The sequence below is a fragment of the Aliiroseovarius subalbicans genome, from assembly GCF_022678625.1.
In the GTDB taxonomy this organism is placed as follows: Bacteria; Pseudomonadota; Alphaproteobacteria; order Rhodobacterales; family Rhodobacteraceae; genus Aliiroseovarius_A; species Aliiroseovarius_A subalbicans.
The window spans coordinates 871,215-893,382 of record NZ_JALBYQ010000001.1; the positions used below are offsets into that span (position 1 = coordinate 871,215).

A 22,168-nucleotide genomic window follows, 5' to 3' on the forward strand; every position below is an offset into this window, starting at 1 on the left:
AAGGCTCTGACGATGACCAAGCTCTTCTCCTACCGCAATCGCGCGCCGCATCTGGGCCCCTACCCGCTTGAGGCTTTGCCGCGTGTGGATCACCCGACCGGGTTGGAACAGCTGGCGCCGATGCCCAGCCTCGATTTTCACCGCGCGGATGAGCCCCTGTCGATCGTGAACGCGATGCAGGAGTATCAGGCGATGCTGGACGCCACCCGCGAAGGCTTGGTGAAACGTGAACGGGGCGTGATCCCGTCCGACCCGATGGAGCGCGCCAATCATCTGAAATCATTCGGTTATTATTGTGACGCGGCACAGGTTGGCATTTGCGAAATCCCGACCTCGGCGTGGTTGGAAACCCCCATGAAAAACCCCGACGTGGACCGGTTGGCGCAAAAGATCGAAACGATGCAGGTCAAGACCTATGCCGCCGGGGTCGACATGATCATGGCGGGGCTGCGCGAAAGCCTGCGCAAGCCGCCCGAAGATTGCCGCCACCACACGCACGCCCTGGTGTTCCTCTATGACTTCCCCCGCGATCCGGGCGCAGATGAGGTTGGCGCCGAGTGGATTGGCGACGCGCAGCAGCACCGCGCCTGCCTGCGCGGCATGGAGACCTCGGTCACCCTGGCCAATTACATCCGCTCGCTGGGCTGGGACGCGCGCGCACATTCCGCCGTCGCCTCGGACATCCACCTGGATCAGATGGCAGTGGCCGCGGGTCTGGCCATTATCGACGGCGACGCCGCCGTGAACCCGTTCCACGGTCGCCGCTTTGGCCTGTCCGTCGTCACCACCACACTGGAGCTTTCACCGGACAAGCCCCTGGCCCAAAACGCAAAACCGCCCGCGTCCTGGCGCAACAGCTTGGGACGTCATGCGCGGACCATGCGCAACGCGGACCCGTTCGACAAACGACGCTTCACCGACGGTCCGCACCCGTTTGAACGCCTGAAACGGGTCGCGGACACCACGACCTATATCGACAAGCCCAACGTCGCCCGCGTGCCCAAACGCGCCAACATGTTCGCGCGGTCCTTGTTCGGCGATCTTGGCAAACAGGCGCAGGAGGGGTCGAAGAACGGCAATTACGTGCGCAAATCCGCCGCCGCCTTCGCCTTCCGACCCTCGCTGGGCGCCTTCATCCTGTTGCAGGACGGGGATGCGGCAAAGGTGCATCCCTCCACGCATGATCCAGCGCGCAATGCCGCCAACATCAAGGCTGCGCTGTATTTCCTGGGCGTCGATGCGGTGGGCCTGTCGGCCTGCCCGGACTGGGCCTATTATTCCCACGACGCGATCGGCGACCCGATCACGCCTTACCACAAGAACGCGATTTCGATGATCGTCGATCAGGGCCATGAAACGATGGAGGGTGCCTCGGGCGACGACTGGATCGCCTGCGCCCAATCGATGCGCGCCTATCTGCGGTTTTCGCTGCTGGGCGGTGTGCTGGCGCAACATCTGCGCGGGCTGGGCTATACCGCGCGGGTGCATTCGGTGATGGATGACGAGGTGCTTCATCCACCGCTTCTGCTGTTGTCCGGGTTGGGCGAGGTCAGCCGGATCGGCGAGGTGATCCTCAACCCCTACCTTGGCCCACGCCTGAAATCCGGTGTTGTCACCACCAACATGGAAATGACCCACGACAGGCCGATAGACTTTGGCCTGCAGGCATTTTGTGAGGCGTGCAACAAATGCGCGCGCGAATGCCCCTCGGGCGCCATCACCGCCGGGCCGAAGCTCATGTTCAACGGCTACGAGACCTGGAAATCCGACAGCCAGAAATGCACCACCTACCGCGTCAGTCAAAAGAACGGCGCGATGTGCGGGCGCTGCATGAAAACCTGCCCGTGGAATCTGGAAGGCCTGTTTGCCGAGGCGCCGTTTCGCTGGGCCGCGATGAAGGCACCGGCGCTGGCCAAGCCATTGGCAAAACTGGATGATATGCTGGGCAACGGTGGCATCAACCCGGTGAAGACCTGGTGGTGGGATCTGGAGATGGTGGACGACGGGCCCTATGCGCCCCCGGACCATCCGGTGAACCGGCGCGGGCTGTCGAAAGACCTGGATTTGCGGTTCGAGGACCAGACGCTTGCCGTCTATCCCGCCCCCTTGGCCCCGCCGCCCTACAACTGGCCGTTTCCGGCGGATCGCGAGGCCGGGATCGCGGCCTATGAGGCGATGATCGACGCGGAGGAGCACAAGCGCCGCCGCGCCGCCGGGCAGCCGCCTGAACACGTCTACACCGCCGACCAGGGCGACGCGCCGGTGATCCAGACGGTGATTTCCAAGGTCGAGCGGATGACGCCAGATGTGACCAAATACACCTTCGCCCGCCCCGATGGCACCCCCCTGCCCGAAGCGACCGCAGGCGCGCATATCGACGTGGTCGTGGCGCCCGAGTTTTTCCGGCAGTATTCCCTGTGCGGCGATCCAGCGGACCGGTCCAGCTATCAGATCGCGGTGCTGCGCGAGGACGCGGGGCGTGGTGGCTCAAAACTGATGCACCGGATATTTGAAGAGGGCCGGCGCGTGTTTGTCTCCCACCCGATCAACCACTTTCCCTTGGCGGAAGAGGCCGCAGTCACCATGCTGATGGGCGGCGGCATCGGTGTGACGCCGATGATCGCGATGGCACACCGGCTCCACGCACTGGGGCGCGATTTCGCGCTCCACTATTCCTGCTCGTCCCGCGCGGCGGCGGGGTTTCTGGACGACCTGGCAGCGGTGCCCTGGGCGGACAAGGTGCACCTGCATGTCTCGGACGAAGGCAGCCGCGCCGACCTCGCTGGGCTGTTGGCCTATGAGACCGGGCGGCATGTCTATACCTGCGGGCCTGAGGTCTACATGGCGGCTGTCATGGACGCAGCCGAGGCGGGCGGATACCCCGAAGAGGCGCGGCATCTGGAGTATTTCAGCGTGCCGGAACAGCCCGAGTATGAAAACCACGATTTCACCCTGCGGCTGGCCAAATCCGGACGCGAGGTGAAGGTGAAGGCGGGCGAAGCACCCACCGACGCGCTGCTGGCAGCGGGCGTGCATGTGGACGTGAAATGTTCGGATGGGCTGTGTGGCGTGTGCAAATGCGGTGTGCTGTCCGGCGCGGTCGAACACCGGGATTTCGTGCTGTCGAAAAAGGACCGGGAACACCACATGATCCTGTGCCAAAGCCGCGCGGCTGACCCGGACGGGGTGGTGGAGATCGATCTGTAAGACCCCGCCGTTAACCCGCCTTACCCGGTTCTACACCCAACTGGCATGTTCTCGCGCAGGGGTTTTTCCAGGCAGTTCATCATGCAAACCGACAGGAAACCTGACTTTATTCACAGCGACTTTGGTAACGGGTTTCGGGCTTGTGATCACAAGCCCGCCGCAGTTGTCCTGAGGAAGAATCGTTACGTTTCCTTTGTGCGCACGCAGAGCCCCTATTGCATCCCGTCGAAACGCGGACCGGGTGGCCTTGGACTTGCACACCTCACATTGCTGGATGCTGTGTCCATCCCATGCCCTCATTTATGTGCCAAATCAATAGATTGCAGTCGTAACTTCAAGTCCAGTTTACCTGCGCCCCACCCGGCAAAGCCTGGCGCGCGCGCATGGGGTCTCCATAGGCCAGTTCGACCTGGTCGCAGAACGCCATGACCCAGGCGTCATCCATGGTCAGGAAGTCCAGCACCGAGGCCAGGAACACGGGGTCTGCTGCCCGCGTCCGCAGATCCTCCTGCGCCACTCCAGTGGCCCCCATGAACACGGGCATCAATTCCTCGTTCCCGATCAGCCATCCCAACGCCTGCAGCGCGACGGTCTCGGCAATTTCCTGCTTCATGGTCCGTTCCCTTAACACTTGGAAACCTTTTCTTAACTAATGTGAGCGAGAAATTACCAGACGGAACGCAAACCCAGTTGCTCGCTGCAGCACAATTGTCGAAAGGGCACGCAGGTCATATGGCCGGACGCATTCTCATCGCTGATGACGTCGCCACCAACCGCATCATCCTGAAGGTGAAGCTGTCGGCGGCACGTTACAACGTGCTTCAGGCCCGCGATGGAGCCGAAGCGCAGGCAATGGCGCGCGCCGAACGTCCTGACTTGATCATGCTGGGTCAAAACATTCCCGACGGGGGGGGCGCCAAGGTTTGCGCCGCGCTGAAGGCCGATCCTGCAATTGCGGCGATTCCGATCGTGGTCGTGGCGTCCAGTGACAACCGCGCCGCGCGCCTGAATGCGCTTGAGGCCGGGGCCGAAGACGTGCTGGTCAAACCATTGGACGAGGCCGCCTTCCTGGCGCTCGTGCGCAACCTGATACGCACCCGCGCCACGCATGACGAATTGGACCGCCGCGACGGCACCGCGCGCGAGCTTGGCTTTGCCGAGCCGCGCCAGAGCTTTCAGCGGCAGGCCCGCCTGGCCCTTGTCGGCCCGGATCCGCAGGAGGCGATCAGCTGGCGTGCGGGCCTGGGACGCATGTTGAGCGAACGGGTCCACCTGCTGAGCGTCGACGAGGTCCTGAGCCACATGGAACCGGATGAGGCGCCCGACGCTTTCGTCATCGCCGCCTCGATCGAGACGCGCGGCGACGGACTTCGCCTGGTCAGCGAGCTGCGCTCACGCACCGCGACGCGCCATGCGGTCATCATCGTGCAGGCCCGGCCCGAGGATGCCGATCTGGTGTCGATGGCGCTGGACCTTGGGGCACAATCCGTTGTCACCGGTGAGTTCGACGCCTGCGAAATGGCCGTCCGCCTGCGTCGTCAGGTGGCGCGCAAGATGGACGCCGACGCGCTGCGCAAGAGCCTGGACAAGCATCTGAGCCTGGCGTTGCAGGATCCGCTGACCGGTGTCTACAATCGGCGCTATGCCCAGACCTACTTGTCGCGGATTGCCGCGCAATCTGCCGCGGCCGAACTGCCCTTCGCCCTGATGGTGCTGGATCTGGATCGGTTCAAGGCAGTGAACGACACCCACGGCCACATGGTCGGGGACGAGGTGTTGGTCGAGGTTGCAAGGCGTCTGGGGGCCAATGTGCGCGAGATTGACCTTTTGGCGCGAATCGGCGGCGAGGAATTCGTCATCGCCATGCCCGAGACCAACGCAGCTCAGGCGGCCCGCGTGGCCGAACGCCTGCGCCGCGTTGTCGGCGACGCCCCCGTGCGCTCCCCTTCGAAGGGCATCGACATTTCGGTGACGATGTCCATTGGCGTGGCCGTGGGGGGCGCCGCTGGAACCTCGGTCGAGGATCTGATGGAAAGCGCGGACAACGCGCTTTATGCCTCTAAATCCGAGGGGCGCAATCAGGTCACCTTCGTGCGCAATGCAAACGCCGCCTAGCGCTGGGCGCGGTTGAGCGCGTCGCGCAATCCCCGTTCCAGATGATCGGCAAAGCGCGCACGCGCGCGGGTGTCCATCTTGCCGACCTGGTCGACCAGAACCGCGCGCCCGTCTGCGGCCCGGGTCAGAATGCGGTGGCTTTGCGCCTCAAGAACTGCATTCAGGGCCTCAGGGTCGAACGGATCAGCGCGCAGCGCAGAAATCACCGCCTTCATCTCATCCGCAAGCGCTTCACGGTTCACGGCCAGCGATCCGCCGCGTTCACGCAAAGCTTTGCCAATCTCGCGCCGGTCCTCGCGTGACAGCGCGCCGACGAAGGGGCCAAACCCCATGTCGCGCATCGCCGAACGTTCGGGCGGGGCAAAGCGGCGGTCGTCCGCCCCGTCGCGCAAATGCGCCCCCGCCACCAGGCCCAGAACCAAGAGGTTCGCGGTCAGCGACACGGCCAGGATCACCTTGGTCAGGCGCCCTGTGCCCTTGGGCTTGGCTGTTGTCTTGTCGCTCATCTCATCCCTCCTCGACCACGGCGCCGAAATTGCTGAAGCTTGGCACAAGGTCTTCCAACTCATACCCGGTCTCGGTTGCGCCGGGCAACAACGTGCCGCCGGCCAAAGCGTTCAGCGTATCGGGTTGGGCAAAGCCAAGCCAGACACCGGCGACCGTCGCGGTGGCCATGCCGGCCAGCGCGGGCCAGCCGCCAATCGCGGCAATCAGCCCTGCCAGAAGCGAGCGGCGCTGCGCCGGGCGCGCGATCGGGCGTGGTTTGGACTGATGCGCCTCGGCATCCGCCAGCACGCGGGCCATCAGGTCCGAGGATGGGACGGGCGTGTCCGCGCGGCCTGCGGTAAAGAAGGCCTCAAGTGCCGCATCATCCAGAATGTCATGTTCAGTCTTCGCCATAACCCAACTCCTCGCGCCGACCAGCCAGAAGGGCCGCCAGTGCTCTCTTGCCCCGGGCGGTCAGACTTTCAACCGCCTCGACGCTGATGTCCAAAACCGCGGCAATCTCGGGGTTCGTGGCCCCGTCGAGATGCCGGAGTGTGACCGCAACGCGCTGCCGTTCGGGCAGCTGGTTCAGCGCGGCCTGAAGCGCCTGCGCCCGATCCGTGTCGATCAGGCCCTGCACCGCCCCCGGCGCATCGTCTGCCGGTTCCGCGATACTGTCGATGTCCACGCCGCGCCGCTTGCGCAGCCGGTCGGTGCACAGGTTGCGCACCACGTGGAACAGCCAGGTCGTGACCTTGGCTTCGCCCTGACGCCACTCCGGTGCGATTTTCCACAGCCGGAGCATCGCCTCTTGCGTCACGTCCTCGGCCTCGGCCCGGTCGCCGCCCAGCATCCGGGCGGAAAAGCCCAGAACGCGCGGGGTTAGACGTGTGGTCAACAGCATGGCCGCCTCCCGGTCGCCATTTCCATAGGCCACCAAGAGCGCGTCGTCCGTCACATCTGAGTTTGCGTCGAATGCCATGTCCATCGCGTTCCGAGGTAACCGTTCAAGGGCGGTGTCGCAAGCGGTGGGCAGGCCGGGACCCCGGCCTGCCCGTGCCGGATCAGTTGTTCCGGTCGCCTTTGCGGCCGTCTTTGCGCCCATCTTTGCCCGCGTGACGCTCGAACATCTCTTTCTGCGCCGCGTCGAATTCATCGGCCGAGATGGCGTTGTCGTCGTCGGTGTCGAACCGGTCGATCATACGGTCAAGCTTGGTGGTGTCGGGCGAAATCTCGTCGAAGCTCAGGGTGCCGGATTTGTCGGCATCGCGGCGTTCGATGATGTTCTCGATCATCCAGCCCATGCGCTTTTCGGCCTTGGCACCCTGGCGGTCGCCTTTGCGATCCCCCTTGCCGTCGCCTCGGGCCTCTGCGCGGCCCTGACGGTCTTCCATCCGAGCCTTGGCCTGGGCGGCCATTTCGTCAGCGTCCAGCGCGCCGTCACTGTTGGTATCGGCCGCGTCGAACCGGGCCTGACCGTGGGCGATCAGGTCTTCCACCGTGATCTGGCCGTTGCCGTCGATGTCTACATCGGCGAATTCCAGCTGCATAACGCCGGCCCCGCCCATTGGGCCACCGTGGCCACGCATACCGCGGTCCCCGCCGCCAAAGGCGGAAGCGGACAGCGAGGTCGCCAGAACGGCGGATCCTGCCAGAAGGGCGATCAGTGCGGTTTTTGTCGTGCGTTTCATTCTTGTAACTCCTCAGGTTTGTTTGGCGTTTCTGCCCCAAGCGCCGGTATGTCCTTCCGGCGTCATGACAGGTAAACGCGCCGCGCTGCGGTTTCCGTCGAATTTTTTTTCGGGGCAGAGGCAAACCTTGCGACATCCCGACGCAAGGACATTCGGCGACATGGTTTTCATAAGGGGAGGCCTTAGGGTAAGACACTGGCGCGAACAGACAGGATCCGAAAACATGAACGGCACGCACGTCGAGACAGTAGACCAGCAGATCGGCGACGGTGGCGAACGCCCGCTGAAGCCCGCGATCTGGCGTGGCTGGCGTCGACGCTGCCCGCAATGCGGCACCGGGCCGATGCTGAAAAGCTACCTGAAGGTGCGCGACACCTGCACGGTGTGTGGCGAAGAGCTGCACCATCACCGCGCCGACGACGGCCCGGCCTATCTGACCATTATCGTGGTTGGCCACCTGATGGCGCCGCTGATCCACATCGCCTTTGTGCAGTTCCGGCCGGACCCGATGACGCTTGCGTCGATATTCACGGTTGGAACCGTGGCGCTTGCGCTGTACCTTCTGCCTCGGTTCAAAGGCTTCATGGTGGCCTTTCAATGGGCCAAACGCATGCATGGCTTTGCCCCCGACAAAAACGGGGACGCGGCCACCGACTGAAAGGGGCCAAATGGACCAGGTCGACAAATCAAAGATCATCCGTGACGCAGCAACCGTGATCCTGATCCGGGACGCGGGCGCGCGGCCCCATGTGTTGATGGGTCAACGCGGGGCCAAGGCTGCGTTCATGCCGGGCAAGTTCGTGTTTCCCGGTGGCGCGGTGGATGCCGAGGATGGCAAGGTGCCGCTGGCGCAGGCCGGGGCCGAACCCTGCCTGACCCGATTGGGCGAGGATGCGACTGCGTCGAAAGCCCCTGCCTACCTGGCCGCCGCCATTCGTGAACTTTGGGAAGAGACCGGGCAGATCCTGGGCGAACCGGGCGACTGGCCCGGCGTGGTGCCCGCAAATTGGCAAGGGTTCGCCGATGCCGGTTTCATTCCATCCGCCGACGGTCTGGCCTTCGTGTTTCGCGCCATCACCCCGCCGGGCCGCCCGCGCCGGTTTGATGCGCGCTTCTTCGCGGCGGATGCGGACCGGCTGAAGACCGACCCGGATGACTTTTCCGGCGCCGAGGATGAACTGAGCCACCTGCAATGGATTCCGTTGGACGACGTGCGGCGGTTCGACCTGCCGTTCATCACCGAGGTGGTGCTGGCCGAGATTACCGGCAACCTGCCCAACCTGGGCGCGCCCGCAGCCGTTCCGTTTTTCAACAACAACGACGAACAAAGCTTGTTTGAACGGCTGGGTGGTGCCTCGCCCCTGACCTGATCAACTCTGGCAATAGCCCTGCGCCCGTGTCCAGGCACGCATGTCTTCGCGTTTGCGCGCGGAATGGAACGGGCCCCAGTCTGCGGCCACCCCGCGCATGCCCTGGCTGACCACACCGTCGCGCGGCACGGTGCGCGCCAAGATGCGGACGGCGCAGGACAGGTTCGCCGGACCGGATTTCAACGCCTCGCCCGAGCCCGCCGCACAGCCATAGCCGCGCGCGGTGGCCGGTGCGATCTGCACAAGGCCAAACCACTTGCCGCCGCCACCCACGGCGCGCGGGTTCCAGGTGCTTTCGTGTTTCGCCAGCGTCGACAGCAGCCCGGCCCAGAACGCCTGCCGCCCCTCAAGGCTGGCCGTGCGATAGCCCGGGCACCACGCGTCGATGTCCGCGGGCATTGTTGCGGGAAGGGCCGCCCCGTGGCTGGCCAACGCCGCCATGGTCGCCTGGGTCCAGGCACCTGAGCCTCCCAGGTGATCCCAGCGCATGGTCAGGGCCACCGCTGGGTCGTTTTTTGTGGCAATGACAGCGGCGCCACCCGCCCCAGGATCCGAAGCCCACGGCATCTGCACGCAGCCCGCAAGCACCAGAGTGGCGCCCAGAGCCAAGATCCCATTCAGTCGCATGACGATCCCCCAATCGTAACAGAACGGCCGCACCCTGCCCCGCCGCGACCGAATTGGCAATTGCACGCCGCGCGACCGGCCCCGATCGGCAAGGCCCCGCCGCCGGTTTTGCCCGCCCCGGCCCTTGCCCCGCCCCGGCCCCTGCCCTAATACCCACATGAAACGCCAAGACGGGACATGCATCATGCTGGATCACATCGCATACGAAGCCCCCGCCCCCAAAGTCATTGCGGGCGCCAAGGAAGACTGGGAACTGGTCATCGGCATGGAGGTCCATGCCCAGGTCAGCTCCAACGCCAAATTGTTCTCGGGCGCCTCGACGCAATTCGGCGCCGAGCCCAATTCCAACGTGGCCTTCGTGGACGCCGCCATGCCCGGCATGTTGCCCGTGATCAACGAGTATTGCGTCGAGCAGGCGGTGCGCACCGGTCTGGGCCTGAAGGCCGAAATCAACCTGGTGTCCGCTTTTGATCGCAAGAACTACTTCTACCCGGACCTGCCGCAGGGCTACCAGATTTCGCAGCTGTATCATCCGATCGTGGGCGAAGGCGAAGTGATCGTGGACATGTCGCCCGGCGTCGCGCGTCTGGTGCGGGTCGAACGCATTCACCTGGAACAGGACGCGGGCAAATCGATCCACGACATGGACCCGAACATGTCCTTCGTCGACCTGAACCGCACCGGCGTGGCGCTGATGGAGATCGTCAGCCGCCCTGACATCCGCGGGCCCGAGGAGGCCGCCGCCTACCTGACCAAGCTGCGCCAGATCCTGCGCTATCTTGGCACCTGTGATGGCAACATGCAGGAAGGCTCGATGCGGGCGGACGTGAACATCTCGATCTGTCGTCCAGGACAGTATGAGAAATACATGGAAACGCAGGACTTTTCCCATCTCGGCACGCGTTGCGAGATCAAGAACATGAACTCCATGCGGTTCATTCAGCAGGCGATTGATGTCGAAGCCCGGCGCCAGATTGCCATCGTCGAAGACGGCGGCACGGTCACCCAGGAAACGCGCCTGTATGACCCCGACAAGAACGAAACGCGCTCGATGCGGTCAAAGGAAGAGGCGCACGATTACCGCTACTTCCCCTGTCCCGACTTGCTGCCGCTGGAAATCGAACAAGGCTGGGTTGATGACATCGCTGCAGGCCTGCCCGAGCTGCCGGACGCGAAAAAAGCCCGCTTCATGGGTGATTTCAACCTGTCGGAATATGACGCCAGCGTGCTGACCGCAGACACCGCCTCGGCCAGCTATTTCGAAGCCGTGGCCGAAGGGCGCGACGGCAAACTGGCCGCGAACTGGGTTATCAACGAGCTGTTTGGCCGGCTGAAGAAGGAAGACCACGACATCACCGAAAGCCCGGTCAGCCCGGCGCAACTGGGCGGGATCATCGCGCTGATTTCGTCCGACGCCATTTCCGGCAAGATCGCGAAAGAGCTGTTCGAGATCGTCTATACCGAAGGCGGCGACCCCGCCGAGATCGTCGAAGCACGTGGCATGAAGCAAGTGACAGACACCGGCGCGATCGAGGCCGCGGTGGATCAGATCATCGCCGACAACCCGGCCCAGGTCGAAAAAGCCCGCGAAAATCCGAAGCTTGCGGGTTGGTTCGTGGGTCAGGTGATGAAGGCGACCGGCGGCAAGGCGAACCCCAAGGCGGTGAACGAATTGGTGGCCAAGAAGCTGGCGCAGTGAGTTCTCCGCACCTGTCATCCACGATGCAGGTCGTGCCGGACTGGCTCGACTACAACGGTCATATGAACATGGCCTATTACAACGTGCTGATCGACCGCGCGGGGGATGAAATGTATTCCCTGATGGGGCTGGGCGAAGCCTATGCCAAAACCCGCGCCCACACGAGCTATACGGCCGAGTTTCACATCTGTTATGTGCGCGAACTGCATCTGGGCGACCGGGTGCAGGTGCAGTCGCAGCTGTTGGAGTTCGATGCCAAGCGCTTCATCACCTGGCACGAGGTCTGGCACGTTGACGGCTGGCTTGCCGCGACCGGAGAGGCGCTGGGGCTGCATATCGACATGTCAGGCCCGCGTGTGGTGCCCTTCCCCGACGATGTCCGGGCCAAGATGCTGGCGCTGAAGGCGACTCAAGCCGACCTGCCGCGGCCCGATCGGGCCGGACGGGCGATCGCGCTTCCGGGCTGACCCCAGATGTCGGGGCGCGTGAGCCTCTTCCCCCAAGCCCTTGTGGCGCATTGTTTTTTCGCCACAGGCGGTGATCCGCTTCACGCAACTTGGACACATTCCCTGCGAATCGGGTAAATTGCCGGTCACTGTTTGAAGAGGGACAAGTGTGATGAAATTCGAGTACAAGGTGGTTCCGGCCCCGAAAAAGGGCAAGCGCGTCAAAGGCGTGAAGGGCGCGGAAGCCCGTTTTGCCAACACGCTGTCGGATGTGATGAACGAATACGGCGCGGAAGGCTGGGAATACCAGCGCACCGACACCCTGCCCTGTGAAACCCGCTCGGGCCTGACTGGCAAGACCACCGTGTTTCAGAACATGCTTGTATTTCGCCGCGCGCTTGACGTCGCCGAAGACACCGCCCCCGAGGCGCCGCAGGTCGATGTGGAAGAGATCGCGACGGTGCACGCCCCGGCCCTGCCCTCGGCCGGCGCGGCGCAAGAACTGCCCGACTATGTGGCCCCGGTCAACGACGACGAAAAGCGCGACGTCGCCGCCGAGTGACATTGCAGGCGTGACCGCCCAGTCAGCCCGAGATTTCCAACGCCAGCGCGTGGATCTGAGCCATCAGGTCCGCGCCCAATGCCGCGTGCACCGCCCGGTGACGGGCGACGCGTGACATGTCGGCAAATACCGGATCCTCAAGGCGGACACGAAAATGGCTTTCGCCCGATCCGTCATCGCCCGCATGTCCCTGATGCTGATGGCTTTCGTTGAGCACTTCCAGCGCGCGCGGGTTGAATGCGCCCGCAAGCTTTGCGCGAATTTCGTCCGTCTTGTTCATTTTTCGCCCCATCCCTCTTCTATCTGGTGGAAAAACATCTAGTATCTTGGGTCCGAGTCGAAAAGGGTATTCCAATGTCCAAAAGTGATCCGTTCGGATTCGATATGTCCGTGAAAACGGCCAAGAAAAACAATCCACGCGGCAAGCGCGGCATGTCCGGGGCGTTCGAAACGTCGACCCGTAGATGCGAAATGGACGGCTGCACCGAAAGCGGCCAGTACCGTGCGCCGCGCTCGCCGGACCACCTGGATGAGTTCAAGTGGTTCTGCAAAGATCACGTGCGGGAATACAATCTGAAGTGGAATTTCTTCAACGGCGCGACCGAGGAAGAGATGAACGAACAGATGGACAAGGACCGGGTGTGGGAACGCGAGACCAAGCCGTTCTCCAAACCGACCGAGGAACAGCGTGCCTGGGGCCGGTTGGGGGTGGATGACCCGCATCAGGTGCTGGGCGGCAACGCGACCCAGAACCCCGGTAAATCGATCACCGGCACCCGCAAGCTTCCGTCCAAGGAACGCCGCGCGGTCGATATTCTTGAGGCCAAGGATCACTGGACAAAGCCCGAGATTCGCAAGGCCTACAAGAAACTGATCAAAGTGCTGCACCCGGATATGAACGGCGGCGATCGCAGCCAGGAAGAGCAGCTGCAAGAGGTCGTCTGGGCCTGGGAGCAGATCAAGGTCAGCCGCAATTTCCGCAACTGACCCGGTTTCGTTTCATCCTGAACCGGGGTAGCGTCGCGCATTCCGGGAGCCAGCATGCCTTTTCTGATCGCCCTTTTGTTGTTTTGTCTCGCGCCTGTGCTGGCCGCGGCGCAGGACCGGATTGCCCCCCCTGACATCACCTGGGAAATCACCAATCGTTTTGCCCCGTTCGAGGCGCAGGACGATCCCGATTTCCTGTTTGCCCGCTGGGGATTGCGCGCGGATGATGGCAACTGGCAGGGCTGGCATGAAAGGCTGTGGCGCGCGTTGGGGGACAGGTTTGCCTCGCCCTATGCCGATGCGCTGAAGCGTGATCGCGCCACACATTGGGACCAGGCGCGCCAGGGCCACAGCGCCCAAACGCTTGATTTCATCCAGCGCGAACACGCCCCAACTACCATGATCCGCATCCGCCTGTGGGTCGAAGACGCCGCGCCCTGCACCTGGACGATCGGCGACGAGGTGGTCCGCGTGACCCATTGCAGCGAGAGGCTGAAACGCGCGATTCCGCTCGCGGGCACCCATGTGACCGTGCGCTTGGACAGCGGATTGGGCCAAAGCCGGTTCCTCAAGCCCCGCCACCATGTCGCGGTGGCGCTGGGGGACAGCTATGGCTCGGGCGAAGGCAACCCGGACCTGCCCGCGCGGTGGAACAACCGGATCGTGGTGGGCGCGGACAAGGTCGGTTGGATGACCTCCACCGAACATTTGCGCGGCGGTGAACGAGGCTATGCCCGGTGGTTGGACGACCGTTGTGACCGAAGCTTCTTTTCGCACCAAAGCCTGACGGCGCTGGGGATCGCGTCACGCGATCCGCATGTGTTCGTGTCCTTCCTGCACTACGCCTGTTCCGGCGCCGAGGTGTTCGACGGTGTGCTGACGCCACAGAACCAGCCCGGCGGCAATGCCGGCTTCAACAACCTGTCGCAGTTGAACGCAGCACTGGGGGAGCTGTGCCTGGACCCGGTCACCGCCCCCGCCGCGGTGGCACCCGAGGCACTGGCCGGTCAGAACCTGCGCGCCTTTGCCCGGCGCAATGGCACGATGCTGCGCCCGAACGACCGGCTGGACGTCAACATGCGCCCGCAAAGGACCGAAACCGGGCAGCGTGATTTTCCACGCTCGGGCATCGTGCAATGTGCGTCCGGGCGGCTGCGGGTGCCTGATACAGTGCTTCTGTCGGTGGGCGGCAATGACATCGGTTTTGCCCAGATCGTGCATTACTTCGTCGTGCCGGTCAGCCATTCGTCGCACACGATGACCGCGCTGGCGCTGCCCGACCTGTGCCCGGCGCCGGAGTTTCGCGCCGACCCTGTCTCGTTTCCGCTGGCTGCGGAACGCTGCGCGGCACTGGATCGGCGGTTGGGCCATCACGTCGGTGATCTGATCGGCAGTCAGGCAAGTGCGGCGGGGATCGGCGCGCGCTATCGTCTGCTGTTCTCGATCCTGCGCCATTCGCTGAAGGTCACGCCCGAACAGATCGTGATGGCGCAATACCCCGACCCTTTGCGCCTGACCGAAGGCTCAGACGACCGCTGCGGCCCGGTCGCCCAACCGGTCCTGGTGCATGGATCACCCCCCGGGTTCGATCCGGGCGGGCCGTGGAACGGGCTCCGCACCTCCCTGCCCGAACCTGCGACAAACCGTTGGCCGTTCAACCTGTTGGAGGACGAGGCGCGCAAGGTTCTGTTGCAGTTCGATGCCTTCCGCCAGCAATTATCACTGACCGCGCGGGCCGAAGGGATCATCTTCGCCTGCGCCACGCGCGACGCCTTCCTGGGCCACGGCTGGTGGCAGGGCAAACACCTGCGCCTGCCCAACGCGCCGCCGAACACCTGGGCGCCCGCGCTGTGGCAACCTTACCGGTATGAACCCTTCGGCCGCGCCGTGCGCACGGGCAATGACAGCGCCCTGACCCAGGCCGACGGCGCCCCGGCCATTTCCGGCGCGGTGCATCCGAACCTTCTGGGCCACGTGTTGATCGCCGATGGCGTGATGCAGCGGTTGGAGGAAGACCGCTAGCCCTGTCGCACGGTCGGCGCGACAACGCCACGTTTTTGCGCCCCTCCCCTTGCACCACGCGCCCATTTCGGGCACCACAATCAGGTGACCAAACGGACGGAAATCCCGCCCGGGCGGCGGGCATCAGAAACATGGCGGACGGCAGAATGGACAAGGCAGTAAAACCCACCGAAGATATCTCGGTTCGTGAGGTTTTTGGCATCGACACGGATATGGTCGTAAAGGGGTTTGAACCGGGCATGGACCGCGTGCCCACCATCGACCCGACCTATAAATTCGATCCCGACACCACGCTGGCAATCCTGGCCGGTTTTGGCCACAACCGTCGCGTGATGATCCAGGGCTATCACGGCACGGGCAAGTCGACCCATATCGAACAGGTCGCCGCGCGCCTGAACTGGCCCACCGTGCGGGTGAACCTGGACAGCCATATTTCCCGGATCGACCTGATCGGCAAGGACGCGATCAAGCTGAAAGACGGCATGCAGGTGACCGAGTTCCAGGAAGGTATCCTTCCCTGGGCGCTGCGCAACCCGACCGCGATCGTCTTCGACGAATACGACGCCGGCCGCGCCGACGTGATGTTCGTGATCCAGCGCGTGTTGGAACATGACGGCAAGCTGACGCTTCTGGACCAGAACGAAGTGATCACCCCTCACCCGTCCTTCCGCCTGTTTGCCACCGCCAACACCGTTGGCCTGGGCGACACGACCGGGCTTTATCACGGCGTGCAACAGATCAACCAGGCGCAGATGGACCGCTGGTCGCTGGTCGCAACGCTGAACTACCTCAGCCACGACGCGGAAACCAACATCGTTCTGGCGAAGAACCCGATCTACAACACCGAAAAAGGACGCAACCAGATCGCCCAGATGGTGACCGTTGCCGACCTGACGCGCACGGCCTTCATGAATGGGGATCTCTCCACCGTGATGAGCCCGCGCACGGTGATCAACTGGGCCGAAAACGCCACCATCTTCCGCAACATCGGCTATGCCTTCCGCCTGTCGTTCCTGAACAAATGCGACGAGTTGGAGCGCCAGATCGTCGCCGAGTTCTATCAGCGCTGCTTTGACGAGGAACTGCCGGAATCGGCGGCCTCGATGAGCATGGGGTGATGATTCCGGCGGTCCTGCAACCTCGGGAACCGGACGCTGCGACATTGGCGCGAGCGGCGACGTTGATCGCGGAAGTCGAAGCGGGACTCGACAATGGGGAGTCAGCCGTCATGGCGTTGAGAGAGTTGCGCAGCTTGACGGAACAGAGTGAACTGGCTGCCGAAAACTACTACGAAATCTCCGGTGCCATGTCTTACGAAGACGCGGCCACCTTGGCGTTCTGCCCGCAACCCGAGGTTATCGCGGACCTGACGTTCCAGCAGTTTCGCTGGATCTGCGAAAAGATGCAGGCAACGCTTTGCTCGGGGCAGTTTGAATTCTGGTTCCAGCTGTTTCGACTTAACGCCCGGAATTCGCGTGCGGGGGATTTGTTTTTTAATCCCCCCGAGGCTTGGGTGTCCCGCTTGATCGAAGCCGGTGAGATCCCGGCGGACACAAAACCGAACAGCTTTTCCCCTTCGGCGCAGCAATTGGCCGAGGAGGCATGGAAAAGCGATGCGATCCTCCTTTAGGATGATGACATGAACAAACCCAGCGACAACCCCGCCGATCCGTTCAAGAAGGCCCTGGCCGAAGCGACCAAGGTCATGGCGGATGATGCCGAGCTTTCGGTCACCTATTCGGTGGACCCACCGGGTCTGTCCGGCGACGCCGTACGCCTGCCGCAGGTGACGCGGCGGATGACGCGGGATGAGGTTCTGCTGGCCCGCGGCACGGCGGATGCGCTGGCGCTCAAGCACAAGTTCCACGACGACGCGACCCATGTGAAATACGCCCCGCCCGGCCAGATGGCGCGCGACCTCTATGAGGCGATGGAAACCGCCCGCTGCGAAGCGATGGGCGCACGCGAAATGCCCGGCACGGCCTCGAATATCGACCACAAGATTGCCGAGGACGCAGGCAAGCGCGGCTTTGACCAGATCACCGCCGCTGCCGACGCGCCGCTGGCCGATGCGGCGGGCTTCCTTGTGCGCCACCTGGCCACCGGACGCGACCTGCCCAAGGGCGCCGACAACGTGATGAACCTGTGGCGCGACTTCATCGAAGGTCAGGCCGGGGAAACGCTTGAAGACCTGAACGCAACCCTTTCCGATCAAAGGGAATTTGCCAAGTTTGCACGGCAGGTGATCGACGATCTGGGCTATGGTGACCAGTTGGGGGAAGACCCTGATCAGGACGACCAATCGGACGACGAAGCCGAACCGGATGAGGACGAGGACCAGGACAGCCAGTCCGAGGAGCAATCCGACAGCGAGGAGGAGGCCGAGGCCAGCCCCGAGCAGTCGCAGGAGGAACAGCAGGACCAGACCGAGGCACAGGTGTCGCTGGACGATCTGGCTGATGAGGAAATGGGCGACGAGGCGGAAATGCCCGACGGCGACGCCCCGTTGGAGCCGCCCCCGCCCGCACCGGCCTCGGAGGCCGACCCGAACTACACGGTTTTCCTGCCGGATCACGATGAGGAAATTCGCGCCGAGGATCTGGCGGAACCGGCCGAGCTGGAACGCCTGCGCGCCTATCTCGATCAGCAGCTGGAGCCCTTGAAAGGCGCCGTATCGCGGTTGGCCAACAAGTTGCAGCGCCGCCTGCAGGCGCAGCAGAACCGCAGCTGGTTGTTCGACCTTGAGGAAGGCATTCTGGACGCTGGCCGTCTGGCCCGTGTGGTTGCCAACCCGACCACGCCCTTGTCATTCAAACAGGAAAAAGACACCGAGTTTCGCGACACGGTTGTGACGTTGCTTTTGGACAATTCCGGGTCCATGCGCGGCCGTCCGATTTCGATCGCAGCGATCTGCGCCGACGTTCTGGCGCGCACGCTGGAACGCTGCCAGGTGAAGGTCGAGATCCTGGGCTTCACCACCCGCGCCTGGAAGGGCGGTCAAGCGCGTGAAAAATGGCTGGCTGATGGTCGTCCGCAGCAGCCCGGTCGCCTGAACGACCTGCGCCACATCATCTATAAACAGGCCGACGCACCGATGCGCCGGACCCGGCCCAATCTGGGCCTGATGATGAAGGAAGGGCTGCTCAAGGAAAACATCGACGGCGAGGCGCTGGAATGGGCGCACAAGCGCATCGTGGCCCGCCCCGAGGCGCGCAAGATCCTGATGGTGATCAGCGACGGCGCACCGGTGGATGACAGCACCCTGTCCGTCAACCCCGCGAATTACCTGGAAAAGCACCTGCGCGACGTGATCGCGATGGTCGAGAAACGCAAACAGGTTGAGCTGCTTGCCATCGGCATCGGCCATGACGTAACCCGGTATTACGACCGCGCTGTGACGATCACCGACGTGGAGCAGCTGGCGGGCGCAATGACCGAACAGCTGGCATCGCTGTTCGACACCGACCCCCGTGCGCGGGCGCGCATGATCGGCATCAAGAAGGCCAGCTGATGTTTCAAAGCTTTGAGACCACCGCAAACCCGGCCCAGGGCCCTGCCCGGCTTGCTGCTTTACGGAACGTGATGGCGCGCGACGGGCTGGACGGGTTCTTTGTCCCCCGCGCCGACGCGCACCAGGGCGAATATGTCGCCGAATGCGACGCGCGGCTGGCGTGGTTGACCGGGTTCACCGGCTCGGCCGGGTTCTGTCTTGCGCTGGTGGACACTGCTGGTGTGTTCATCGACGGACGCTACCGCAATCAGGTCCGCAGCCAAGTCGATCTGGGCCATTTCACCCCGGTACACTGGCCCGAGGTGCAGCCCGGCCCGTGGTTGGTCGACCAGTTGCCCGACGGCGGCAAAATCGGCTTTGACCCCTGGTTGCACACGGCGGGTGAGATCGAAAAGCTGGAACACGCGCTTGGCGACAGCTTTACCCTGGTGGCCAGCGAAAACCTGGTGGACCAGATCTGGGAGGATCGCCCGGACGCACCGCAAGGCCACATATCGCCTCAACCGATCGAAATGGCAGGCAAAAGCCACGGAGACAAGCGGGACGCGCTGGCCCAAACCTTGCGCGACGCCGGGCACTCGGCCGCCGTACTGACCCTGTCCGACAGCATCGCGTGGCTTTTGAACATCCGCGGCGACGACATCCCGCACATTCCGATCGTGCAGGGCTTTGCCATTCTTCACGACACGGGTCGGGTTGATTTCTTCACCCACCCGGCGCGCAACCGCTCGATCGGCGACCATCTGGGGCCCGAGGTGCGGATCTATCCCGACAGCGCATTTGAGGAAGGTCTGGCCGCGCTTACCGGCCCGGTGCGGGTCGACCGCGCCACCGCCCCGGTCGCCGTCAGCCGCATTCTGGAGCGTGATGGGGTCGAGATCGCTTGGGGTGATGATCCGTGCATCCTGCCCAAGGCGCGCAAGAACCCGACCGAGGTCGAAGGCGCGCGCAAGGCGCATCTGCGCGACGGTGTAGCGCTGGTTGAGTTCCTGACTTGGTTCGACGCCACCGCCCCCCGCGCGACGCTGACCGAGATCGACGTGGTGACACAGCTAGAAAACCAGCGCCGGGCGGGCAATGCACTTCTGGACATCAGCTTTGAAACCATCGCGGGATCGGGGCCCAACGGCGCGATCATGCACTACCGCGTGACCGAGGACACGAACCGGACGCTGCAAAGTGGCGACATCATGGTGGTGGACAGCGGCGGGCAGTATCGCGACGGCACCACCGACATCACCCGCACGCTGCCCATTGGCAACGTGGGGGACGAAGAAAAAGCCTGCTTCACCCGCGTGGTGCAGGGCATGATCGCGATTTCCCGCGCGCGCTGGCCCAAGGGGCTGGCGGGGCGCGATCTGGACGCGCTGGCGCGCTTTCCACTGTGGGTCGCGCATCAGGATTTCAACCATGGCACCGGGCATGGCGTCGGGTCGTTCCTGTCCGTACACGAAGGGCCGCAACGGATATCCAGGGTCTCGGACGTGCCGTTGGAGCCGGGCATGATCCTGTCGAACGAGCCTGGCTATTACCGCGATGGCGCCTTCGGCATTCGGATCGAAAACCTGATCGTGGTGCAAGCCGCCGAGGCGCTGCCGGGTGGCGATGCAGATCGCGAGATGCTGTGCTTCGAAACGCTCACCTTCACGCCGATCGACCGCCGCCTGATCATGGCCGACATGCTCAGCACAGATGAACGCGACTGGCTTGACGCCTATCACGCCCAGACCTTCGCAGCACTTGAGGGGAAGGTGTCGCCTTCCGCGCGTGCCTGGCTGGAACAGGCCTGCGCCCCTCTCTGAAACACGCAGGTTACAAAGCGATGCCAGAAGTCGCGACATATTGCCGGTTCTCCGGTGTACCAAAACAGTTTAAGGTCCGCGGACCGTGACGGAGGACAAGCATGGCTGACCATATCAAGATCCGCAAAGCCCAGGGCACCTGGGTCGTGCGCGCCGGCGGCGCGGTTTTGGGCGAAAGCACCAATGCGCTGGAGCTGAGCGAGGGCGATCTGGCCCCGGTGATCTATTTCCCGCGCAGCGACATCGCGATGGCGCTGCTGGATGCCAGCGACACGACCAGCCACTGCCCGCACAAGGGCGACGCCAGCTATTTCTCGATCCAGACAAAATCGACCGTCATCGAAGATGCGGCCTGGAGCTACGACGACCCGAAAGAGGACGTCGCGCGGATAAAGGGCCTTCTGGCCTTCTTCCCCGGCAAGGTGACGGTCGAACAGGTCTGAACGGCCGACCCGGGCGCCAATCCATTGAACATGCCTGCGCGGCACGCGCAGACCGCTGGATCACGCCCTCGGAACACGCCCGGCCGGGGTCGATACCGTGCCGCCGCCCACCGCCGCGCCCCCCCCTGTGGTGGACGGGCAGGACGTCGGCAGACCCCGCGCCACCCGCACCGCCAGGAAGGCAAACGCCTGCGCTTCCAGCATATCACCGTTCAGCCCGACCGCCTCGACCGGCTCAACGACGCAAGGCAATGCCGCGCCAAGCCCGGCCATCAGCGCCGCATTGTGCCGCCCGCCACCGCAAACCAACAGGCGCGCGGGCGGGATCGGGCAATGCTCCATCCCCCGCGCAACAGCGGCCACCGCGCAAGCGGTGAGCGTGGCGGCAGCGTCCGCATCTGACAGCGCGTCCACAGCCGCTGACAGCCCGGTAAAACTGTCACGATCCAAGGACTTGGGCGGCATACGATAGAAATAGGCATCGTCCAGGAAACCCGCGACCACAGCCGCATCTGCCTGCCCGGACAGGGCCAGCGCGCCCCCTTTATCAAACCCCTGCCCCAACCGCTTGGTCATCAGGTCGTTCACCGGCGCGTTCGCGGGGCCGGTGTCGAAGGCCAGCAGCGCGCCGTCATCCTCGGGGTTGGTTTTCGACGGGTCCACCCAAGTCAGGTTTCCCACCCCACCCAGGTTCAAAAACGCAACAGGCGCTTCGGCCCCAATCCATTTGGCACAGGCAAAGTGAAAGAACGGCGCCAACGGCGCGCCTTCGCCCCCCAAAGCCACGTCAGAACTGCGAAAGTCCGACACCACTGGCACGCCCAAGACCTCAGCCAACACCTGCCCGTCGCCGATCTGATGCGTACCTCGCCCGCGCGGATCATGCGCCAGGGTTTGACCGTGGAAGCCGATGATCTCGGCGCCTTCAAACCCCGCCAGCACAGCGGCATGGGCGGTCTCGACCACCTCGGCCGCTGCCTCCAGCCCAGCGTCCCCCGGCCAGGCGCCCAGCACGGCGCGGATCGTCGTGCGTTCATCCGCCTCGTAGGGACGATAGGCGCTGTCCCCGAAGGTGAAAATCACCTCACCATCGGTCCGCAGCATCGCCGCATCGACCCCGTCCAGCGACGTGCCCGACATGGTTCCCAGTGCCCAGACGGCCCTCGGTTTCAACATGCTCTTCCCCTTTGCCCGCCCCCC

General features: G+C 63.8%; 22 protein-coding genes. 14 read left to right on the forward strand and 8 right to left on the reverse strand.

Annotation, left to right across the window (positions count from 1 at the left end):
* Positions 1-12 precede the first annotated feature (12 nt).
* Positions 13-3,207, forward strand: a complete 3,195-nt coding sequence (locus MN188_RS04285) for a 2Fe-2S iron-sulfur cluster-binding protein (RefSeq protein ID WP_242106359.1) — start codon at positions 13-15, stop codon at positions 3,205-3,207.
* Positions 3,208-3,541: 334 nt separating this feature from the next.
* Here the strand turns inward: MN188_RS04285 and MN188_RS04290 are convergent, their stop codons facing one another.
* Positions 3,542-3,820 (reverse strand): DUF3572 domain-containing protein, encoded by a 279-nt coding sequence (locus MN188_RS04290; RefSeq protein ID WP_242106360.1) that lies wholly within the window; start codon positions 3,818-3,820, stop codon positions 3,542-3,544.
* 119 nt (positions 3,821-3,939) lie between these two features.
* Between MN188_RS04290 and MN188_RS04295 the strand changes: the two genes are divergently transcribed.
* Positions 3,940-5,322, forward strand: coding sequence for a diguanylate cyclase (locus tag MN188_RS04295; RefSeq protein ID WP_242106361.1), 1,383 nt, complete (start codon positions 3,940-3,942; stop codon positions 5,320-5,322).
* Here the strand turns inward: MN188_RS04295 and MN188_RS04300 are convergent.
* The 4 genes from MN188_RS04300 to MN188_RS04315 form a co-directional block, all read right to left on the reverse strand.
* Positions 5,319-5,828 carry a periplasmic heavy metal sensor gene (locus MN188_RS04300; protein WP_242106362.1) on the reverse strand — a complete coding sequence of 170 codons (510 nt, stop codon included), beginning with the start codon at positions 5,826-5,828 and terminating at the stop codon, positions 5,319-5,321. The two genes, MN188_RS04295 and MN188_RS04300, sit on opposite strands and share 4 nt — an antisense overlap.
* A 1-nt stretch (position 5,829) precedes the next feature.
* Positions 5,830-6,222: a dihydroorotate dehydrogenase gene (locus tag MN188_RS04305; protein WP_242106363.1), complete on the reverse strand. Its 393-nt coding sequence runs from the start codon at positions 6,220-6,222 to the stop codon at positions 5,830-5,832.
* Entirely contained in the window at positions 6,209-6,796 is a 588-nt protein-coding gene (locus MN188_RS04310; RefSeq protein ID WP_242106364.1) for an RNA polymerase sigma factor, read from the reverse strand. Before MN188_RS04310 ends, MN188_RS04305 begins: the two co-directional genes overlap by 14 nt.
* 76 nt (positions 6,797-6,872) lie before the next feature.
* Positions 6,873-7,499 carry an EF-hand domain-containing protein gene (locus tag MN188_RS04315; protein ID WP_242106365.1) on the reverse strand — a complete coding sequence of 209 codons (627 nt, stop codon included), beginning with the start codon at positions 7,497-7,499 and terminating at the stop codon, positions 6,873-6,875.
* Between the two features lie 223 nt (positions 7,500-7,722).
* On the opposite strand from MN188_RS04315, the gene MN188_RS04320 reads away from it, so the two are divergent.
* Both MN188_RS04320 and MN188_RS04325 read left to right on the forward strand, forming a co-directional pair.
* Positions 7,723-8,157 carry a DUF983 domain-containing protein gene (locus MN188_RS04320; RefSeq protein ID WP_242106366.1) on the forward strand — a complete coding sequence of 145 codons (435 nt, stop codon included), beginning with the start codon at positions 7,723-7,725 and terminating at the stop codon, positions 8,155-8,157.
* Between the two features lie 10 nt (positions 8,158-8,167).
* A complete protein-coding gene (locus tag MN188_RS04325; RefSeq protein WP_242106367.1) occupies positions 8,168-8,869 on the forward strand; it encodes an NUDIX hydrolase in 702 nt (233 codons plus the stop codon).
* Here the strand turns inward: MN188_RS04325 and MN188_RS04330 are convergent, their stop codons facing one another.
* A complete protein-coding gene (locus MN188_RS04330; RefSeq protein WP_242106368.1) occupies positions 8,870-9,496 on the reverse strand; it encodes a transglycosylase SLT domain-containing protein in 627 nt (208 codons plus the stop codon). It abuts the gene before it with no gap.
* 184 nt (positions 9,497-9,680) lie between these two features.
* On the opposite strand from MN188_RS04330, the gene gatB reads away from it, so the two are divergent.
* The 3 genes from gatB to MN188_RS04345 all read left to right on the forward strand — a co-directional run bounded on the left by gatB (position 9,681) and on the right by MN188_RS04345 (position 12,203).
* Positions 9,681-11,195, forward strand: a complete 1,515-nt coding sequence (gene gatB / locus MN188_RS04335; protein WP_242107380.1) for an Asp-tRNA(Asn)/Glu-tRNA(Gln) amidotransferase subunit GatB — start codon at positions 9,681-9,683, stop codon at positions 11,193-11,195.
* Complete coding sequence (locus MN188_RS04340) at positions 11,192-11,662, forward strand: thioesterase family protein (RefSeq protein WP_242106369.1); 471 nt, start codon at positions 11,192-11,194, stop codon at positions 11,660-11,662. The genes gatB and MN188_RS04340 overlap by 4 nt, the downstream gene beginning before the upstream one ends.
* A gap of 151 nt (positions 11,663-11,813) precedes the next feature.
* Positions 11,814-12,203, forward strand: a complete 390-nt coding sequence (locus tag MN188_RS04345) for a DUF4177 domain-containing protein (protein ID WP_242106370.1) — start codon at positions 11,814-11,816, stop codon at positions 12,201-12,203.
* Between the two features lie 22 nt (positions 12,204-12,225).
* Here the strand turns inward: MN188_RS04345 and MN188_RS04350 are convergent, their stop codons facing one another.
* Complete coding sequence (locus MN188_RS04350) at positions 12,226-12,483, reverse strand: BolA family protein (RefSeq protein WP_242106371.1); 258 nt, start codon at positions 12,481-12,483, stop codon at positions 12,226-12,228.
* A gap of 74 nt (positions 12,484-12,557) precedes the next feature.
* Between MN188_RS04350 and MN188_RS04355 the strand changes: the two genes are divergently transcribed.
* The 7 genes from MN188_RS04355 to MN188_RS04385 all read left to right on the forward strand — a co-directional run bounded on the left by MN188_RS04355 (position 12,558) and on the right by MN188_RS04385 (position 20,968).
* Positions 12,558-13,190: a J domain-containing protein gene (locus MN188_RS04355; RefSeq protein ID WP_242106372.1), complete on the forward strand. Its 633-nt coding sequence runs from the start codon at positions 12,558-12,560 to the stop codon at positions 13,188-13,190.
* 54 nt (positions 13,191-13,244) lie between these two features.
* Positions 13,245-15,212: an SGNH/GDSL hydrolase family protein gene (locus MN188_RS04360; protein ID WP_242106373.1), complete on the forward strand. Its 1,968-nt coding sequence runs from the start codon at positions 13,245-13,247 to the stop codon at positions 15,210-15,212.
* 131 nt (positions 15,213-15,343) lie between these two features.
* Entirely contained in the window at positions 15,344-16,330 is a 987-nt protein-coding gene (cobS, locus tag MN188_RS04365) for a cobaltochelatase subunit CobS (protein ID WP_242106374.1), read from the forward strand.
* Positions 16,327-16,842 carry a hypothetical protein gene (locus MN188_RS04370; RefSeq protein ID WP_242106375.1) on the forward strand — a complete coding sequence of 172 codons (516 nt, stop codon included), beginning with the start codon at positions 16,327-16,329 and terminating at the stop codon, positions 16,840-16,842. Before cobS ends, MN188_RS04370 begins: the two co-directional genes overlap by 4 nt.
* Before the next feature lie 9 nt (positions 16,843-16,851).
* Entirely contained in the window at positions 16,852-18,723 is a 1,872-nt protein-coding gene (cobT, locus tag MN188_RS04375) for a cobaltochelatase subunit CobT (protein ID WP_242106376.1), read from the forward strand.
* Positions 18,723-20,525, forward strand: coding sequence for an aminopeptidase P family protein (locus MN188_RS04380; RefSeq protein WP_242106377.1), 1,803 nt, complete (start codon positions 18,723-18,725; stop codon positions 20,523-20,525). The genes cobT and MN188_RS04380 overlap by 1 nt, the downstream gene beginning before the upstream one ends.
* A 101-nt stretch (positions 20,526-20,626) precedes the next feature.
* Positions 20,627-20,968 (forward strand): DUF427 domain-containing protein, encoded by a 342-nt coding sequence (locus MN188_RS04385; protein WP_242106378.1) that lies wholly within the window; start codon positions 20,627-20,629, stop codon positions 20,966-20,968.
* 60 nt (positions 20,969-21,028) lie between these two features.
* Here MN188_RS04385 and MN188_RS04390 read toward each other — a convergent pair whose 3' ends face one another.
* Positions 21,029-22,144, reverse strand: coding sequence for an anhydro-N-acetylmuramic acid kinase (locus tag MN188_RS04390; protein ID WP_242106379.1), 1,116 nt, complete (start codon positions 22,142-22,144; stop codon positions 21,029-21,031).
* Between the last annotated feature and the right edge of the window lie 24 nt (positions 22,145-22,168).

Bases quoted from the DNA above. Each gene is read 5' to 3' on its own strand.
- MN188_RS04345 (WP_242106370.1), top strand. From the start codon at position 11,814: ATGAAATTCGAGTACAAGGTGGTTCCGGCCCCGAAAAAGGGCAAGCGC.
- MN188_RS04350 (WP_242106371.1), bottom strand. From the start codon at position 12,483: ATGAACAAGACGGACGAAATTCGCGCAAAGCTTGCGGGCGCATTCAAC.
- MN188_RS04300 (WP_242106362.1), bottom strand. From the start codon at position 5,828: ATGAGCGACAAGACAACAGCCAAGCCCAAGGGCACAGGGCGCCTGACC.
- MN188_RS04355 (WP_242106372.1), top strand. From the start codon at position 12,558: ATGTCCAAAAGTGATCCGTTCGGATTCGATATGTCCGTGAAAACGGCC.
- MN188_RS04290 (WP_242106360.1), bottom strand. From the start codon at position 3,820: ATGAAGCAGGAAATTGCCGAGACCGTCGCGCTGCAGGCGTTGGGATGG.
- gatB (WP_242107380.1), top strand. From the start codon at position 9,681: ATGCTGGATCACATCGCATACGAAGCCCCCGCCCCCAAAGTCATTGCG.
- MN188_RS04380 (WP_242106377.1), top strand. From the start codon at position 18,723: ATGTTTCAAAGCTTTGAGACCACCGCAAACCCGGCCCAGGGCCCTGCC.
- MN188_RS04320 (WP_242106366.1), top strand. From the start codon at position 7,723: ATGAACGGCACGCACGTCGAGACAGTAGACCAGCAGATCGGCGACGGT.
- MN188_RS04310 (WP_242106364.1), bottom strand. From the start codon at position 6,796: ATGGACATGGCATTCGACGCAAACTCAGATGTGACGGACGACGCGCTC.
- cobS (WP_242106374.1), top strand. From the start codon at position 15,344: ATGGCGGACGGCAGAATGGACAAGGCAGTAAAACCCACCGAAGATATC.
- MN188_RS04305 (WP_242106363.1), bottom strand. From the start codon at position 6,222: ATGGCGAAGACTGAACATGACATTCTGGATGATGCGGCACTTGAGGCC.
- MN188_RS04295 (WP_242106361.1), top strand. From the start codon at position 3,940: ATGGCCGGACGCATTCTCATCGCTGATGACGTCGCCACCAACCGCATC.
- MN188_RS04315 (WP_242106365.1), bottom strand. From the start codon at position 7,499: ATGAAACGCACGACAAAAACCGCACTGATCGCCCTTCTGGCAGGATCC.
- MN188_RS04325 (WP_242106367.1), top strand. From the start codon at position 8,168: ATGGACCAGGTCGACAAATCAAAGATCATCCGTGACGCAGCAACCGTG.
- MN188_RS04330 (WP_242106368.1), bottom strand. From the start codon at position 9,496: ATGCGACTGAATGGGATCTTGGCTCTGGGCGCCACTCTGGTGCTTGCG.
- MN188_RS04285 (WP_242106359.1), top strand. From the start codon at position 13: ATGACCAAGCTCTTCTCCTACCGCAATCGCGCGCCGCATCTGGGCCCC.
- MN188_RS04360 (WP_242106373.1), top strand. From the start codon at position 13,245: ATGCCTTTTCTGATCGCCCTTTTGTTGTTTTGTCTCGCGCCTGTGCTG.
- cobT (WP_242106376.1), top strand. From the start codon at position 16,852: ATGAACAAACCCAGCGACAACCCCGCCGATCCGTTCAAGAAGGCCCTG.
- MN188_RS04385 (WP_242106378.1), top strand. From the start codon at position 20,627: ATGGCTGACCATATCAAGATCCGCAAAGCCCAGGGCACCTGGGTCGTG.
- MN188_RS04390 (WP_242106379.1), bottom strand. From the start codon at position 22,144: ATGTTGAAACCGAGGGCCGTCTGGGCACTGGGAACCATGTCGGGCACG.